Origin of the sequence: Crossiella sp. CA198 (assembly GCF_052078295.1) — a bacterium.
In the GTDB taxonomy this organism is placed as follows: Bacteria; Actinomycetota; Actinomycetes; order Mycobacteriales; family Pseudonocardiaceae; genus Crossiella.
The window spans coordinates 346966-363675 of record NZ_JBQJIM010000006.1 but is presented as its reverse complement, the minus strand read 5'-3'; the positions used below and the strand labels follow the sequence as shown (position 1 = coordinate 363675).

The 16710-nt window shown below is 70.7% G+C and carries 12 protein-coding genes; 4 read left to right on the top strand and 8 right to left on the bottom strand.

Annotated elements, in window-relative coordinates:
- The first annotated feature begins 29 nt into the window (after window positions 1-29).
- Together ACTOWY_RS12825 and ACTOWY_RS12820 are read left to right on the top strand one after the other, a co-directional pair.
- Window positions 30-2849, top strand: a complete 2820-nt coding sequence (locus tag ACTOWY_RS12825; protein WP_441309815.1) for a BTAD domain-containing putative transcriptional regulator — start codon at window positions 30-32, stop codon at window positions 2847-2849.
- Window positions 2846-5656, top strand: a complete 2811-nt coding sequence (locus ACTOWY_RS12820; protein WP_441309814.1) for a BTAD domain-containing putative transcriptional regulator — start codon at window positions 2846-2848, stop codon at window positions 5654-5656. The genes ACTOWY_RS12825 and ACTOWY_RS12820 overlap by 4 nt, the downstream gene beginning before the upstream one ends.
- 451 nt (window positions 5657-6107) lie before the next feature.
- On the opposite strand, the gene ACTOWY_RS12815 is transcribed toward ACTOWY_RS12820, so the two are convergent.
- Window positions 6108-6908: an SGNH/GDSL hydrolase family protein gene (locus tag ACTOWY_RS12815; protein ID WP_441309813.1), complete on the bottom strand. Its 801-nt coding sequence runs from the start codon at window positions 6906-6908 to the stop codon at window positions 6108-6110.
- 184 nt (window positions 6909-7092) lie between these two features.
- On the opposite strand from ACTOWY_RS12815, the gene ACTOWY_RS12810 reads away from it, so the two are divergent.
- Window positions 7093-7941, top strand: coding sequence for a hypothetical protein (locus ACTOWY_RS12810; RefSeq protein WP_441309812.1), 849 nt, complete (start codon window positions 7093-7095; stop codon window positions 7939-7941).
- Between the two features lie 45 nt (window positions 7942-7986).
- On the opposite strand, the gene ACTOWY_RS12805 is transcribed toward ACTOWY_RS12810, so the two are convergent.
- Genes ACTOWY_RS12805 through ACTOWY_RS12780 form a run of 6 tightly spaced genes read right to left on the bottom strand, consistent with a single transcriptional unit; the run spans window position 7987 to window position 14819 of the window.
- Window positions 7987-9042 carry an N-acetylglucosamine kinase gene (locus ACTOWY_RS12805; RefSeq protein WP_441309811.1) on the bottom strand — a complete coding sequence of 352 codons (1056 nt, stop codon included), beginning with the start codon at window positions 9040-9042 and terminating at the stop codon, window positions 7987-7989.
- Window positions 9039-10304 carry a 6-phospho-beta-glucosidase gene (locus tag ACTOWY_RS12800; protein WP_441309810.1) on the bottom strand — a complete coding sequence of 422 codons (1266 nt, stop codon included), beginning with the start codon at window positions 10302-10304 and terminating at the stop codon, window positions 9039-9041. The genes ACTOWY_RS12805 and ACTOWY_RS12800 overlap by 4 nt, the downstream gene beginning before the upstream one ends.
- 2 nt (window positions 10305-10306) lie before the next feature.
- Window positions 10307-11203 carry a carbohydrate ABC transporter permease gene (locus tag ACTOWY_RS12795; RefSeq protein ID WP_441309809.1) on the bottom strand — a complete coding sequence of 299 codons (897 nt, stop codon included), beginning with the start codon at window positions 11201-11203 and terminating at the stop codon, window positions 10307-10309.
- Window positions 11200-12186: a carbohydrate ABC transporter permease gene (locus tag ACTOWY_RS12790; protein ID WP_441309808.1), complete on the bottom strand. Its 987-nt coding sequence runs from the start codon at window positions 12184-12186 to the stop codon at window positions 11200-11202. Before ACTOWY_RS12790 ends, ACTOWY_RS12795 begins: the two co-directional genes overlap by 4 nt.
- 4 nt (window positions 12187-12190) lie before the next feature.
- Window positions 12191-13531 carry an extracellular solute-binding protein gene (locus tag ACTOWY_RS12785; RefSeq protein ID WP_441309807.1) on the bottom strand — a complete coding sequence of 447 codons (1341 nt, stop codon included), beginning with the start codon at window positions 13529-13531 and terminating at the stop codon, window positions 12191-12193.
- A 16-nt stretch (window positions 13532-13547) separates the two neighbouring features.
- Window positions 13548-14819, bottom strand: coding sequence for an ROK family protein (locus tag ACTOWY_RS12780; RefSeq protein WP_441309806.1), 1272 nt, complete (start codon window positions 14817-14819; stop codon window positions 13548-13550).
- Between the two features lie 191 nt (window positions 14820-15010).
- On the opposite strand from ACTOWY_RS12780, the gene ACTOWY_RS12775 reads away from it, so the two are divergent.
- Window positions 15011-15688: a DUF3159 domain-containing protein gene (locus ACTOWY_RS12775; RefSeq protein ID WP_441309805.1), complete on the top strand. Its 678-nt coding sequence runs from the start codon at window positions 15011-15013 to the stop codon at window positions 15686-15688.
- Here ACTOWY_RS12775 and ACTOWY_RS12770 read toward each other — a convergent pair.
- Window positions 15675-16637 carry an N-acetylglucosamine kinase gene (locus tag ACTOWY_RS12770; protein WP_441309863.1) on the bottom strand — a complete coding sequence of 321 codons (963 nt, stop codon included), beginning with the start codon at window positions 16635-16637 and terminating at the stop codon, window positions 15675-15677. The two genes, ACTOWY_RS12775 and ACTOWY_RS12770, sit on opposite strands and share 14 nt — an antisense overlap.
- Window positions 16638-16710: the final 73 nt, after the last annotated feature.

Here is a 16710-nt window from a genome sequence, read left to right as displayed (position 1 = left end):
GGATGACGAAAGGTCGTAACGTGCCCACCGTGCGGCGCGAAGACAAGGTGGCGGAGACCTGGTTGCCAGGGTCGACGATCAACCGCGTCGGGTTCCGGCTGCTCGGGCCGGTGGAACTCGTGGTGGACGGGGAACCGGTTCCGGTGGGCGGCGCAGGCGTGCGCTGCCTGCTCGCGGCGCTGGTGACGGAACCGGGACAGGTGGTCAGCGCGGAACGAATCACCGAGGTGCTGTGGGCCGGACGGCCCCCGGCGACCGCGCGCACCATCGTCCAGGGCTACGTCTCCCGGCTCCGCAAACTCTTCACCGAGCTGGCGCTGCCTGTGTCCTTGGACACCCGGGCGCCCGGCTACCTGCTCCGGATGGATCCCGATCTCGTCGACGCGCACCGGGCGCGCCGGCTGGCCGCGGCCGCCCGCGACCTGCCGCCCGGCCCGCGCGCCGAACTGCTCGGCCAGGTGCTGGAGCTGTGGCGGGGCGAGCCGCTGAGCGGACTGGGCTCGCCGGTGCTGGAACGGGAGGTGCGGCCGGAGCTGACCGAGCTGCGACTCACTGTCACCGAGGAGTACTTCGCCGCCCAGCTCGCCCTCGGCAAGCACGAGGAGCTGCTGCCGCGGATCCAGCTGCTGCACGCCGACGAGCCGTTCCGGGAGCGGCTGGCCGAGTACGCGGTGCTCGCGCTCTACCGCTGCGGCCGCCGCACCGAGGCGCTGCGCACCTACGAGGACTACCGGGAACGCCTCTCCGCCAAGCTCGGCCTTGACCCTCGGCCGGAGCTGCGTGAACTCATCGACCGGGTGCGCACCGACGATCCGGCGCTGTGCGCAGGCCAGCCGGAGACCGAGGCCAGCGCGCCGCCCGCGCCCACCGAACTGCCTGCCCCCGCCGCCGGGTTCACCGGCCGGACCGCGGAACAGGCCTGGCTGGACGGGTTGCTGACCAGGGCCGAACAGGCAGGCGAGTCCGCGGTCGGGGTGCTGGCCGGGGCGGGCGGCATCGGCAAGAGCGCGCTCGCGCTGACCTGGGCCCGCCGCTCCGCCGGGCACTTCGCCGACGGGGTGCTCTTCGGCGCGCTGCGCGGCTTCGACCCCGAACACCCGCCAGCCGACCCGGCCGAGCTGCTCCGGCAGTTCCTGCTGGAGCTGGGGCTGGCCGCGGACGCGGTGCCGGTGCCCTTCGACGAACGGCTGGCGCTGTACCGCTCGATGCTGGCCGGACGGCGGGTGCTGGTGCTGCTGGACGACGCCCGCGACTCCGAACAGGTCCGCCCGCTGCTGCCGCCCGGCGGCGGCTCGCTGGCCCTGATCACCAGCAGGCGGCGGCTGGACGGCCTGGTGGTCAGCCACGGCGCGGGCATCCACACCCTGGGCACGCTGCCCCGCGCGGTCGGTGTCGCGCTGCTGGCCAGCGAGGCCCGCACGGCCGATCCCGCGGTGCTGGACGAGCTGGCCGCGCTGTGCGGGGACCTGCCACTGGCGCTGCGGGTGGTCGCCGCCCGGCTGGCCGCGGCTGGCAACCCCGGCAAGCTGGCCGCCGAACTGCGCGATGAGCAGCACCGGCTGGCCGGGCTGGAGGAGGACGGCTCCTCGGTGCGCGGCGCCTTCGACATCTCCTACCGGGACCTCGCGCCCGAACCCGCCGCGGTGTTCCGGCTGCTCGGCCTGCACCCCGGCCCCAGCCTCACCCCGGACCTGGTCGCCGCGCTGGCAGGCACCACCCCGGCCGCGGCCCGGCGGGCACTGCGCGGGCTCACCGCCGCGCACCTGCTGGCCGAACCACGCCGGGACCGCTTCGCCCTGCACGACCTGATCCGGCTGCACGCCCGCGAACTGGCCCGCACCGAACTGGGTGAAACCACCCGGCGGGCGGCCCAGCGCAGGCTCATTCACTACTACTGGCGCTGGTGCGCGCACGCCGCGGTGAAGTTCAGTCCTTCTACCCACGGTTTTGGCCTGCCACCGGGCGGCGAGGACGATCCCGTGCCGGACTGGAGCGCGGAGGAGGCCCTGCGCTGGTTCGAGACCGAGCGCGCCAACGCCGTCGCGGTCATCCGGCTGGCCAGGGAGGAAGACTTCCCCAGGGAGACCTGGCTGCTGGCCCGACCCGTTTCCATCTACCTGGCGGTGCGCAACCGCGTGGAGGACTGGATCAGCGTGAACGAGCTGGGCCTGGCCGCGGCCACCGCGGCGGGCGAGGGCGCCGGAGTGGCGATGATGCTCAACGGCCTCGGCGCGGCCACCCACCGGCTCGGCCGCCGGGAGGAGTCCCTGCGCTACTACCGGGATTCGCTGGCCGCGGCCACCCGGGCCGGGGACCGGCACGCCGCCGCCCGCGCCGCCACCAACGTGGCCGGTGCGCTGGCCTGGCTGCGCCGTGGCGCCGAGGCCGAGATCGCCGCCGCCGAGGCGATCCGGCACAACCAGGAGATCGGCGACCGGCACGCCGAGTCCGCGATCAACAACACCCTGGGCGTGCTGGCCCTGGACTCCGGCAGACCGGAACGGGCCGAGACCTACTTCCAGCGCGCGGTGGCCATCGACGAGGAGATCGGTGACGACAACTTCCTGGCCACCGCGCTGAACAACCTGGCGCGGGCGCTGCTGGCGCGTGGCGAGGTGGCGGGCGCGGCCGCGGCCAACCGGCGTGCGCTCGCGCTGGCCATCAGCCACGGCATGAACCGCACCGAAGCCTTCGCCCGGCGCGGCCTCGGCGATGTCGCCGGCGCCACCGGGGACGGCCCGGCCGCGGCCGCGCAGTGGCGGCGGGCACTGGAGATCCTGGACGCCTTCGACCGCGGTGAGGCCGAGACCGTGCGGGCCCGGCTGGCCGCGCTGGAGGCCGGCCCGTGATCCAGGAATCGTTGCCGCCGCTGGAGTTCCGCGTGCTCGGGCCGGTCGAACTGGTGGTTGGCGGCACCCCGCTGCCGATGGGCAGGGCCGGTGCGCGCTGTCTGCTGGCACTGCTCGCGCTGGAGGTCAACCAGGTCGTCGGGCACGACCGGATCCAAGCCACGCTGTGGGAGGACGAGCCGCCGCCGACCGCGCGCACCGTGGTGCACGGGCACGTCTCCCGGCTGCGCCGGGTGCTCACCGAGGCCGACCCCGGCGGTTCGGTCACCCTGATCACGCACGCCTCCGGCTACCTGCTGCGCGCCGATCCCCGGCTGGTGGACCTGCACCGGGCCCGCGCGCTGATCACCGCCGCCCGCGGCGAACCAGCCGCGCACCGGCGGGAACTGCTCAGCGAGGCGGTCCGGCTCTGGCGCGGACCGGTGCTCTCCGACGTGCCCTCCTCCCAGGTGCTGCGCGATGTCGCGCCCGAACTGGAAGAACTGCGGCTGGTCGCGGTGGAGGAGTGGATCCAGGCCGAACTCGACCTCGGCAGGCACGGCGAGGTCGTGGTGGAACTGCAACGCCTGGTCGCCGAACAGCCATTCCGGGAACGGCTGGTCGGTCAGCTGGTGCTCGCGCTCTACCGCAGCGGGCGGCGGGCCGACGCGCTCGGCGCCTACCAGTCCTTCCGGGTCCGGCTGGTCGACGAGCTGGGCATCGACCCCGGCCCGACCCTGCAGGAACTGCACCGCCAGGTGCTCACCGACGAACTCGCCCCCGACCCGGCCAGCCAGCAGCGCGCGCTCGCCCCGCCCTCCGCACTGCCCAGCGTGCCCGTGCAGCTGCCGCCGGCGCCCGCCGGATTCACCGGGCGCAACGCCGAACTGGCCTGGCTGAACCGCCTAGTCGGGATGGCCGACGGCCCACGCATCGCGGTGCTCGCGGGCACCGCGGGCGTCGGCAAGAGCGCGCTCGCGCTGACCTGGGCGCAGCGGGCCGCGGCCGAGTTCCCGGACGGCCAGCTCTACGCCTCGCTGCGCGGCTTCGACCCCGAACACGCCCCGGTGGACCCGGCCGAGGTGCTGCGGCACTTCCTGGTCGCCCTCGGCGTGCGGCCGGAATCGGTGCCTGCGGAGTTCGACGAGCGGCTGGCGCTGTACCGCTCCACCATCGCCGGACGGCGGATGCTGGTGCTGCTCGACGACGCGCACGACTCCGACCAGGTCCGCCCGCTGCTGCCGACCAGCGGCGCGTTCACCGTGGTCACCAGCAGACGGCGGCTGGACGGGCTGGTGGTGACCAACGGGGCCAGGGTGCTGCCGCTGGACACCCTGTCCATGGCCGACACCGTGCAACTGATCAACCGGGTGGCCGGCGAACGGCACTCCGAACACGACCTGGCCCAGGTGCGCAGGCTGGCCGAACTCTGCGGCAACCTGCCGCTGGCCCTGCGCATCGCCGCTGCCCGGCTCGCGGTCAACCCCGAACGCGAGGTCGGCGACCTGGTCGAGGAACTCGCCGACGAGCACGAACGGCTGGCCGCGCTGGACGTGGAGGAGACCGACACCTCGGTGCGCGGCGCCTTCGACCTGTCCTACCGGGACCTGCCGCCCCCGCACGCCACCGTGTTCCGGCTGCTCGGCGGACACCCCGGCCGGGACGTCTCGCCCTACCTGATGGCCACCATGGCCGAGGTCGGCGTGGCCCAGGCCCGCCGGTCGCTGCGCGCGCTGGCCGCCGCGCACCTGGTGATCGAACACGAGGTCGACCGGTTCTCCATGCACGACCTGATGCGCCTGTACGCGCGGGCCTTGTTCCGCAACGAGACCGAGGACAAGGAACGCGAGAGCGCGCTGCGCGGGCTGCTTGACTACTACCTGGTCGTGGCCGACCGGGCCCGGCGGCTGATGCGGCCCATCCTGGACGACCTGCGCCCCGGCCTGACCCGGCCGCACGTGCGTCAGCCCACGCTGAACGACCGCCAGCAGGCCCTGGGCTTCTTCGACGCCGAATGGGCCAACCTGACCTCGGTGATCGTGCTCGCCGACGAATCCGGCCAGCACGAGGCCGCCTGGCAGCTGCCCACCATGCTCAACCCGTACCTGGACGCGCGGTTCCCGTGGGAGGACGCGGTCAAGGTCAACCTGATCGGCCTGGAAGCCGCCCGGCTGCTCGGCAACCGGTGGGGCGAGGTGCGCATCCACACCGCGCTCGGCATGATCCACGGGCGGCGCGGACTGCCCGAACTGTCCCTGCACCACGACTCCACCGCGTACCGGATCGCCGAGGAGATCGGCGACCTGGCCTCGCTGGCGTTGTTGTCCAGCAACATGACCCAGTACCTCTACGAGACCGGGCGCAAGGACGAGGCGGTCGAATCCTGCCGCCGGGCCATCGAACTGAGCAGGCGGATCGGGAACTTCTTCGTGCTGCCGATCGCGCTGACCAACATGGCCGAGATCGCCATCCGGCACCAGGACCACGAACAGGCCCTGGTGCACCTGCGGGAAGCCCTGGACATCTACCGCGACTCCAACAACAACGACCGGATGGCCATCGTGCTCGGCGGCATGGGCGATGTCAGCCGCGACCTGGGTCGGCTGGACGAGGCCGAGCGGTACTACCGGGACGCGGTGGCCGCCGCCGAAGCCGCCGGATCCAAACCCCAGGAAGCCCGGATGCTGATGGAATTCGGCGAGGTGCTCATCTCCCGCGGCGACCCCACCGGCGCCAGAGTGGTCTGGCAGCGCTCGCTGGAGCTGTACGAGGTGCTCCGGCTGCCCGAACTGGAAGTGCTGCGGGACCGGCTCGCCCAGCTCGGCTGAGTCCTTTTGTCGCCATCTACGACAAAAGCCTGGTACACGGGCGTCTCAGAAGGCACACTGGAGGCTACCCGCCAAGCCCCGCTGATCTCGTTTAGTTCGCGGTTAGGCTCCGTCAAGCGGACCATGAAACCTTAGTCATGTCGGTGGTTGGTTCGCGCTGCACCACCGGCACGGCGGTACTGGGGGAGCCTTCTGGGGGAGGTTCACCGCCCACTCGTCACACCCGGCATCCGCGTCCCCGGATGCCGGGTGTGCTGTGTTTTATTGGCGTGCTCCGCACGCTGGATTTTTCGCTTCTAAGTCGCCTCGTCGTGGCCTCGCCGCACGCGAAGCAAGCTTCGGATGCGTCGAGACCACGACAAGGCAACGCGAAAAATCGGTACCCCGCCGCTGGTTAAGGGCCCGCCGTGTCGCTGCGCGCCACGCCTGTTTCGCAACAAGTTGTCGCTGGTTAGGGCTTCTCGCAGAGTTCTGCGAGCTGGGGGCGTTTTGGTTCTATGCCGTCTGCGGAGGACTTGCCGGTCAGGCGGCGGCCTAGCCAGGGGACGAAGTGTTGTTTGGCCCAGCGGAGGTCTGCTCGGCGGAGGGTTAGCCAGTCCGGGGGGTCGGTGATCGGCCAGGGTTCTGACCAGTCTGCGGTTACTGGGATGCCTAGCTCTACGCAGGCTCGTAGGGCTACTCGTTCGTGGCCCTCGGGGGAGAGGTGTAGGCGGTCTTCGCTCCAGGCTTGGGGGTGTTGGAGGACTGTCATGGACCAGAGGTCGACTACGTGGCAGTTGTGTTTGTCGGCGATTGCCCGCAGGTGGGCGTTGTAGGTGGCTACTTTGCCTCTTACGCGGCGCATTATGGGGACTTCTTTGGTGTCGAAGCCGGTGCAGATGACTACGTCGGCGCCGGTGGCGCGGAGTTCGGCGGTTGCCTGCTCGAACTGGGCGGCTAGGGCGTCTGGGTCGCTGCTGGGGCGGAGGATGTCGTTGCCGCCTGCACAGAACGTGACCAGGTCCGGACTGAGGTCTATCGCGGCGGGGAGTTGTTCGTCGATGATCTGGCCGAGCAGTTTGCCCCGGATCGCGAGGTTCGCGTAGCGGAGCTGGGGGCGGGCGCGGGCCAGGTGCGCGGCCAAACGGTCTGCCCAGCCACGGAAACTGCCGTCGGGCCATGGGTCGTCCATGCCCTCGGTGAAGCTGTCGCCCAAGGCGACGTAGGACCCCCAGAGGCGCGGTGCGGCCTCCCCTTCTCGCGGCGTGTGCATCCTGGCAGCATGACAAGCCGAGGCCGACCTACGCTACCGTCAGTTACGGTAGCGTCAGTTACCGGTTGGTAACATACCCGGTTTTGTGGGTGGTCGGGCTGAAGGGATGAACCTGGCGGGGCGGGGTCTGGTGAGACTTCGGCGCATGCGTCAGGTTGTGGTTGGGGCGTTGGCGGTTCTTGGGGTGCTCACGGCGGTTCCGGCCGCGCAGGCGGCGCCGGGCGATCCGTGGCAGCGGGTCGGGGCGGACATTCTGTCCGGGGTCAGCGGGGCGGTTGTCGTTGACCGCGAGGATGGCCGGATTGACTCGTTGATCGTGCGGGACAACAAGAAGCCGGGGCAGAACCGGATCGCCAGGGTGCGGCAGAGCGCGGGCAAGGCGCCCAGGGTGCAGCCGCTGGAGTGGCGGGGCGAGCTGCCCGTTGACCTGGAATCGATCGAGCCGGTGCCGGGTCGGCGTGGTGAGTTCCTGGTGCTGGGTAGTGCGGGCAAGGGCTTTCAGATCCGGGTCAGCGGTGGTGAAGCCGTGGTGCTGCGGACCTTCCAGGTGCCCACGGGGCTGGCTGGGGATGACTATGAGAGCTTCCAGCTCGCCTCGGTTGGCGGGCGGACTGTCGCGCTGTGGGCTGATCGTGGGCAGGACAGTCGGCCCGGCACGCTGTACGCGGCCGAGTTCAGCCTGGACAAGCTGACTTTCGGGCCCAAGCGCAGTGCCGAGATCCGGGTGCCCTATCCGAAGTCGAAGGTGCGGCACGTGTCGGATCTGGAGGTGCTCCCGAACGGGGAGCTGCTCATTTCCTCGGCGTCCGATCCCGGGGATGACGGGCCGTTCGACTCCGCGTTGTACTCGGCGGGGCGGGTTTCCGTTGGGGACAACGGAGTTCGGCTGGAGGTCAAGCAGCCGCGCGGGCTGGGGACCTATCCTGGGCACAAGATCGAGGCGGTGACCTGTGCGAACAGCTCGTGCGCCGAGCTGTTGCTGGGCACCGACGATGAGAACGCCGGCGGTTATGCGCGAGTCGTGCGGCGTTGATGGAACCGGGTGGTCCCGGCCAGGGCAGGACGGGACCACCCGGGGTCACACGGCGGCCGGTTCCCCGGCGTCGCCGTCGGCGATTGGAGCGCTCTCATCCGTGGCTGGGGCCAGGAAGGACTCGCGTAAGCGGATTTCCGCGGCGCGGTCGGCGCCCAGCGCGTCCAGGCCGGCCAGTGCCGCGCCGACCACCGGGATGACCTCGACCACGCTGACCGTGGCCAGTGGGGCCACCGCCTTGCAGCGGCGGGCCACCTCGTCGATCACGGTGGCGCCCACGCCGGTGAGCACCCCGCCGCCGAGCACCACGTCCACCGGTTCCCCGGTCAGGCCAAGGCTTTGCAGGCTGACCGTGGCCAGCAGGCTGACCTCCTCGGCGAGGCGGTCGACCACCTCCGCGGCCACCGCGTCACCCGCGGCGGCCACCCGGAACAGCAGCGGGCACAGCTCGTGCAGCACGTCCTCGGAGAGTTCGCCGAAGTGCAGCCGCTCGATCAGCTCCAGCATGCTGCCGACCGCGAAGTGCTGTAGCACCGCGGGCAGCAGTTCGGTCGGCTTGCCCCGGCCGTCCTCGGCCCGGACCGCCAGCCACAACGCCTCGCTGCCCAGGTGCGCGCCGCCGCCCCAGTCACCGGAGATGCGGCCCAGCGCCGGGAAGCGGTGCACCCGGCCGTCCGGGGCCACCCCGACGCCGTTGATGCCGGCGCCGCAGACCACCGCCACGCCCGCGCCGGTGGGGCTGCCCGCGCGCAGCAGCGCGAAGGTGTCGTTGGCCACCATGGTGGTGGCCGACCAGCCCCGCGCGGTGATCGCCTCCTGCAGGAACTGCTCTTCCTTGGGCAGGTCGGCGCCTGCCAGGTAGGCCGAGGTGTGCGCGGCGAAGGGCGCCTGGCCGCTGTAGCCCGCCTGCCGGGCGGCCTCCACGATCAGGCGCTCGAAGGTGTCCAGACCGCGTTGCATGCCCACGGTCTGCGGCGGTGAGCCGGGCCCGCGGACCCGGGACAGCACCTGGCCGTCCCGGGTCACCAGCATCACGTCGGTCTTGCTGTTGCCACCGTCGATGGCCAGGACGAGATCACTGATCTCGGGTCTGTCGCTCATGCCTTCGCCCACGGCAGCAGGTCCGCGTTCTCCGCGACGAGCTGGTCGGCCAGCTTCTCCGCGATGCTCCACTGCCCGATCAGCGGGTGTGCCAGCAGCGCGTTGGCCACCCGGTCCCGGCCACCGTGCAGCGCGGCCTCCAGTGCCAGGTACTCGTAGCCGGTGACGTGGCTGATCAGGCCGGCGAAGGCCGGTTCCACCGGGGCCACCGGCAGCGGGACCGCCCCATTGGTGTCCACAATGGACGGAACCTCGATCACCGCGTCGTCGGGCAGGAACGGCAGCGTGCCGTTGTTCTGCACGTTGACCACGTGCTCCTCGCCCTGCCCGCCGCCGGTGAGGGCGTGCACGAGCTGGACGGCGGCCTCGGAGTAGTAGGCGCCGCCGCGCTGGGCGAGCGCCTCGGGCTTGGTGACCACGGCCGGGTCGGCGTAGACACCCATGAGTTCCTTCTCCACCAGGCTCACCACCTCCGCCCGTGGCGGTTCGGTGCGCTGGGTCGCCACCACCTCGTCGTGGCTGTAGAAGTACTTCAGGTAGTACGAGGGCACCACGCCCAGCCTGCGCATCAGCTCGGCTGGCAGCCCGATGTGCTCGGCCACGTCCTCGCCGAACTCCGAGAGCAGCCGCGGCAGCACGTCCACGCCGTCCACCAGCACCTCGCGCTCCCAGGTCAGGTGGTTGAGGCCGACGTGGCCCAGCCGCACCTGCTCCGGGGCCGCGCCGAGCAGCTTGCCGACGTAGCGCTGGAAGCCGATGGCCACGTTGCACAGGCCCACCGCCCGGAAACCGGCCTGCACCAGTGCCCTGGTGACGATGCCGACCGGGTTGGTGAAGTTGACGATCCAGGTGTCCGGACCGGTCACCTTCCGCACCCGCTCGGCGATGTCGAGCACCACCGGCACCGTGCGCAGCGCCTTGGCCAGCCCACCGGCGCCGGTGGTCTCCTGACCGACGCAGCCGCATTCCAGCGGGAAGGTCTCATCCGAGCGGCGGGCCGCCTGCCCGCCGACGCGCAGCTGCAGCAGCACCGCCGCCGCGCCCTCGGCCCCGGACTCCAGGTCCGTGGTGGTGCGGACCCGGGCCGGGTGACCCGCGTGGTCGAGCAACCGCTGGCTGAACTCGCCGATGACCGAGAGCCGGTGCTCGTCCGGGTCGACCAGCACGATCTCGTCCACCGCCAGGCTCGTTCTGCGCCCGGCGATGCCGTCGATCAGCTCAGGGGTGTAGGTGGAGCCGCCTCCGACGACGGTGAGCTTCATCGTTAACCCTTAACTCCGGTGAAGGTGATCCCTCGGACGAAGGACTTCTGCGCGAACAGGAACAGCACGATGGCCGGGATCATGATCATCGCGGTGGCGGCCATCATCAGGTTCCACTCCACGGCGTGCTGGCCCCGGAACGAGGCGAGCGAGAGGGACAACGGCCAGTTGTCCTTGTTCTCGCCGGTGTAGATCAGCGGGCCGAAGAAGTCGTTCCAGGTGTAGAGGAAGCAGAACAGCCCGGTGGCCGCGATGCCCGGCCGGGACATGGGGATGAGCACCCGCCACACCGCGGTGAACTCGTTGCAGCCGTCGATCTTGGCCGCGTCGATGTAGTCCTGCGGGATGGTGAGGAAGAACTGGCGCAGCAGGAACACGCTGAAGGCGTCGAAGAGGAAGTACGGCACGATCAGCGGCCACAGCGTGCCGGTCAGCCCGGCCTTGACCCACATGTCGTACAGCGGCACCGCCACCACCTGCGGCGGCAGCATCATCGCGGCCACCACCAGCAGGAAGACCGCGTTGCGGCCCTTCCACTTCAGCCGGGCCAGCGCGTAGGCGGCCGGGATCGCCGAGATCAGCATGCCCGCGGTGGCCAGCAGCGAGTACATCAGGCTGTTGACCGTGTACTGCAGCAGCGGCACCTTGTCGAAGACCCGGAAGAAGTTCTCGAAATGCCAGGACTCCGGCCACAGGCTGGAGGACAGCGCCTGGCTGTCCGACATCACCGCGGTCAGGAAGACGAACAGGATCGGCATCGAGAAGGCCAGTGCCAGCGCGAGGCCGATGCTGTGCGTGGCGATCCAGTACAGCGTTTTCTGCCAGGACCCGGTGGGGTTCTTCCTGACTGGCCTGCGCCCCCTGCGGCGCGCCGGTCGGGTGGCGGTCGCGGTGGTCATGAGCCCTCCTCGACGTGCGAGGCTCGACGCATCTGCCGCACCAGCAGTGCGGTGAAGGCGAAGGAGACGATGAACAACAGGACCGCCATGGCCGCCGCGTAACCCATGTTGAAGTAGCGGAAGCCCTGGACGTAAAGCCAGACCGGGAAGGTCAGGGTGGAGTTCTGCGGGAAGCCGATGTCCTTGGCGTTGCCCGCGACCTCGGCCGAACCGGAGGCCACCGAACCGGCCACCACGGCCTGGGTGAAGAACTGCAGCGCGAAGATCACCGAGTTGACGATGCTGAACATCAGCACCGGCGCGATCGTCGGCAGCGTGATGTGCAGGAACTTGCGCACCGGCCCGGCGCCGTCGATCTCGGCCGCCTCGTACTGCTCCTGCGGCACGTCCAGCAGCGCGGCCAGCAGGATGATCATCAGCTCGCCGGAGCCCCACAGGGCCAGGATGGTCAGCGCGGGCTTGGCCATCTCCGGGTCGGAGAACCACAGTCCGCCGTCGATGCCCAGGAACCGCAGGAACTTGTTGACCGGCCCGAATTCCGGGTTGAACAGGAAGGCGAAGGTGATCGTGGCCGCCACCGGCGGGGCCAGCGAGGGCAGGTAGCAGAGCGTCCGGACCAGGCCGACCCCGCTCTTGAGCCGCGAGATCACCATGGCCACGCCGAGGGCGAACAACACCCGGCAGGTGGTCAGCACGACCACCAGCCACGCCGTGTTGTACATCGCGGTGAGCACCAGCGGCTCGCTGGTGAACATCCGGATGTAGTTGCCGAAACCCAGCCACTCCGGTGCGTTGATCAGGTCGTAGCTGGTGAAGGAGAAGTAGATGGTGGCGATCAGCGGGTAGCCGAAGAACACCGCGAACCCGATGATCGCCGGGGCCATGAAGCCCAGGACGGTCAGGAAGTTCCGGCGCCGCCGCGCGACCCGCCCCTGGCTGGGGGCGGGTCGCGCGGCGCTCGCGCGCTCAAGCGTGGCGGTCATGGAACTACTTACCGGCCTTCTGCGCCAGGGCGTCGTCCACCTGGGCGTCGACCTTCTTCAGCTCACCCGGCAGATCGGTGACCTTGCCCGCCTGCCACTTCTCCGCGAAGTCGTTGACCGCCTTGAGGTGCGCGTCACCGATCGGGGTGGCCGGGTTGGACCACAGCTTGCCGGAGCCGAAGATGTCGATGAAGGTCTTGAACTGCGGGGTCATCTCCAGCTTCGGGTCCTTCATGGATGCCTCGGTGGTGGGGATGTTCTTGATCGCGTTGGACAGCTGCACCAGGGTGTCGGTGTCCAGCGACATCTGCTTGACCAGCTCCCAGGAGGCGCCCGGGTTCTTCACGCCCTTGGGGATGCCGATGATGGTGCCGGTGGCGAAACCGCCGCCGTACAGCTCCGGCTTGCTCGGCGAGACCGGCGCGGGCGCGGTGCCGTAGCTGATCTCCTTGGCCTCGTTGGCCAGGAACGCGGTGCGGTACTCACCGTCGATCATCATGGCCAGCTTGCCCTTCTGGAAGGCGTGGTCGGCCGAGTACTCCTGGCCGAGCCCTGCCCGGAACTTCTCGATCTTGTCGTAGCCGTAGAAGTCGACCAGCTTCTTCTGGAACTCGAACAGTTCCTTCCACTCCGGGCTGGCCGCCAGGTTGGACTTGCCGTCCGTGCCCAGGTAGCGGGCGCCGAACATCGGCGTCCAGTTCTGCGCCTGGTTGCGGTAGTGCGGGATCAGCGGCATGAAGCCGGCGACCTTGATCGAGCCGTCCGGGTTGAACTCGGTCAGCTTCTTGGTCGCTTCCAGCAGCGCGTCGGTGGTCTTGGGCGGCTCGGTGATGCCCGCCTTGGCGAACATGTCCTTGTTGAAGTAGAAGCCGTAGATGTCGGTGAGCATCGGCATCGAGCACCGGTTGCCCTTGTACTCGGTGTAGTCCCGGACGGCCTTCGGGATGACGTTGAGGTCGGCCTTGTCCCGGTCGATGTAGGGCTGCAGGTTCTGGAAGCTGCCCGAGGAGCAGAACTGGCCCAGGTTGTCGGTGAAGAAGGAGATCGCCACGTCCGGCGGGTTGCCGCCGCGGATCGCGCCGGTGATCTTCTCGTCGTCCTGGGTGCCCTCGTGCTTGACCTCGAAGTTGGGGAACCGGGTCTTGATCCGGTTCAGCGCCTCGGTGACCGCCTTGTACTCGCGGCCCTCGAAGTTGCTGTAGACGGTGAGGGAGAGCTTGTCGTCCTTGCCGGGCGCGCCGCCGGGCGCGCCCTGGGTGCCGCCTCCGCCGGAACAGGCCGAGACGAGCAGCGCGGCTGCCGCGGCCGTGGCGCTGAGCAGGACCGCGCGAGAGGTCTTGCGCATGCGAACTCCTGGATTTTCAGTGTGCGGTCGGGGAAATGTGTCGAGCGCGCAGCGGAGGCCGTCGGGGGCCCGGAGCTGCACCGGCGGGCTTTTTCAGCCCGCGAAACGGATCGGCTGTGGCGGCGACGAGTCCGAATACCTCTTCCCGCGCCAGGGCGAGCGCCGCGTGCAGTGCGCCGGAGCGCACCGGTTTCCCGGTGACCAGCGAGGTGCGCACCGGAGTTCGTGGGGTGACCAGTTGATGCAGTTCGGTGGCGACCATGGCGCTGAACGCCTCGCCGCCCGCCTGCGCCGTCTCGCCGGCCAGCAGCACCAGCTGCGGGTCGACCACGCTCACCACCCCGGCCACCCCGGTGGCGATGCGGCGGGCCAGGTCGAGCAGGAACGCCTGGCCGTCCGGGCCCGCGTCCACCGCTTTGCGCAGCGCGATCGCGCCGCTGCGGGCGCTGAAACCGTGTGCCCTGGCCAGTTTGACCACCGAGCCGGTGGCCAGCAGGTCGCCGAGCCGGATGCCGCCGCGGTCCACACCGGTGTCCGCGGCGGCCCGGTCCGGCACCCGCATGGAGTCGATCTCACCGGCGCCACCGGTGGCCCCGCGCAGCAGGCGCCGGTTGATCACCACCGCGGAGCCGAGTCCGGCGCTGATCCAGATCAGCACGAAGTCCTGCACGTCCCCGGCCCGGCCGGAGGTCATCTCCTCCAGCGCCACCAGGTTCACGTCGTTCTCCACCGTCACCGGCACCGCGAGCAGCTCGGTGAGCGTGCCCGGCACGTCGAAGCCCTCCCAGGTGCGCAGGTGCGGCGCGAAGCCGAGGTGCCCGGTGACCGGGTTGACCCCGCCGGGCGCGCCGATGACCACCTGGCACAGCCCGTTCGGGTCCACCCCGGCCCGGTTCGCCGCGGCGGCCAGCGCGCGCTGGAAGGAGATCAGCACCGCCTCGTGACCGCCCCGCGGCAGCGCGGTGTGGTGCTCGGCCAGCAGCAGGCCGGTGATGTCGGCGATGGCGATGTCCACCCCGCGCGGGGTGAGGTCCACCGCGGCCACGCTGGCCAGCGTGCCGTTGACCGTCCACAGCTGGGCCCGTGGCCCCCGGCCGCCGCCGCGGAGTCCGGCGCGCACCACGGCGCCCTCGGTCTCCAGTCTTGTCAGCAGTGCCGCGGTAGCCGGTTTCGACAGCCGGATCTGGGCCTCCAGCTCGGACCGGGTGAGGGCGCCGTGCCGCAGCAACGCGTCAATGGCCGCGCGATCGTTGATCTCACGCAGCAGTCGCGGGCTACCGGCTCGCATGACCCTCCTGTCTGTTAACTTTCCAGACGATTTCGGGTCACCGTAGTGACCGCCCTCACCCCGGTCAACGGTTGGCATCCGTTTGTAACGTTCCTTACCGAAATCGGCAACATCCACTTCCACCTGCACCGGCTTAGGTTCGCCTCACTTCTTGGTGGGATCTGGGCGCGGGATGAGGCAGGCTGGTACCCGTGGAACCCTCCGCCGATTCCCGCCCGGTCGCAGGCCAGGAGTCCCTCGGCGCCCTGCTCGGCGGCCGGGGCGGCGCGGTCGACGCCACCCTGCCGCCACTGGCGTTCGTGGTGGGCTGGCTGCTCTCCGACGAATCGATCTGGATCGGCTCGGCGGTCGCGCTGGTCGTCGGGCTGGCCATCGCCGGCTACCGGCTGAGCAAGGGCGACCGGCCGCGCGCGGTGCTGCTGGGCATGCTCGGGGTGTGCGCGGCCGCGCTGGTCGCCCTCTACACCGGCCGGGCCGCGGACTTCTTCCTGGTCCAGCTGCTCTCCAACGTGGCGAGCGCGCTGGCCTGGCTGGTCAGCATCGTGATCGGCTGGCCGCTGCTGGGTGTGGTGGTCGGCACCGCGCTGGGCCAGCGCACCCGCTGGCGCCGCGACCCGGAGCTGCTGCGCGCCTACCGGCTGGCCAGCTGGGTCTGGGTCGGCCAGTACCTGGTGCGGATCGTGGTGTTCAGCTCGCTGTGGTGGATCGACGCGGTGATCGCGCTCGGGGTGTCCAGGGTGGCGCTGAGCTGGCCGCTGGTGGCGCTGTGCGTGGCGGTCAGCGGCTGGGTGCTGTTCCGGGTGCTGCCCGCGGGCCACCCCGGCATCCGGCACCCCCGGACGCCGGAGCAGCAGGTCACGCCTGGCTGAGCTTGTGGTGCAGGGCCTGCGCGGCCGCCGGGTCGGTGATCACCGCCAGTGCGGCCAGCCAGGCCGCGCCGATGGTGCCGTCCGCGGCCACGTGCACCGGACCGCCCGCGCGCCGGGTCAGCTCGGCCCGGACCCGGTCGCCGACCGGGGTGTCCGCGGTGACCAGGCTGCCGGTGAGCACCACCGGGCTGGTGTCCTCGGCGGTGCGGGTGGCCAGCGCGATCATGGTGAGGTGCTGGGCGCCGCGTTCCACGATGTCCGCGGCGGCCTGGTCATCCCTGGCGGTGCTGGTGACCGTCGGGGCGAACCCGGCCAGCCGGATCGGTGATTCCGCGTTCACCGCGGTGATCAGCGCCCGCCGGGCCCGCACCTGGTCCGGATCCGGGGTCAGCCCGGCGTGCGCGAACACCGCTTCGCCGAGCGGGCCGAGGTCCTCGTGCGCCTCCACCCGGCGCAGGGTGGCCCGCACCGCCTCCCGGCCCAGCCAGTAGGCCGAGCCCTCATCGCCGAGCAGCCAGCCGAACCCGCCCGCGGTGGCCACCATCTGATGGCCGGAGATCCGGGCCGCGATCGAACCGGTGCCCGCGACCAGCACGGTGCCCTCGCCGGTGCACGCGGCGGTGGCGAAGGCCGCCTCGCAGTCGGCCACCACGCGGATCTCGCAGGTCAGCCCGGTGGCGCGGAGTGCGGCGTCGAACAGCGCGCGGACCGCGGGGTCGGCCATCTTGGCCACCCCGGCGATGCCCACCACCAGGCCGCCCACCCCGGCCGGATCGCTGCCGCCGAGGGCTTGGCCGACGGCCTGGGCCACCCGGGCCGCGGCCACTCCCGGTGGGTGCGCGTTGGGGTTGCCGCCCTCGGCCCGCCCGGTGCCCAGGTGCGCGCCGGTGTCGGAGATCAGCAACGCCCGGGTGGTGGTCGCGCCGGTGTCCACGCCGAGGAAGTTCATCGTCACCCGCTCGATTCGATGGCTGGAGTTGTAGATAGTTTTCCGGTTGAGTGGCAAACTGGACAACAATTAA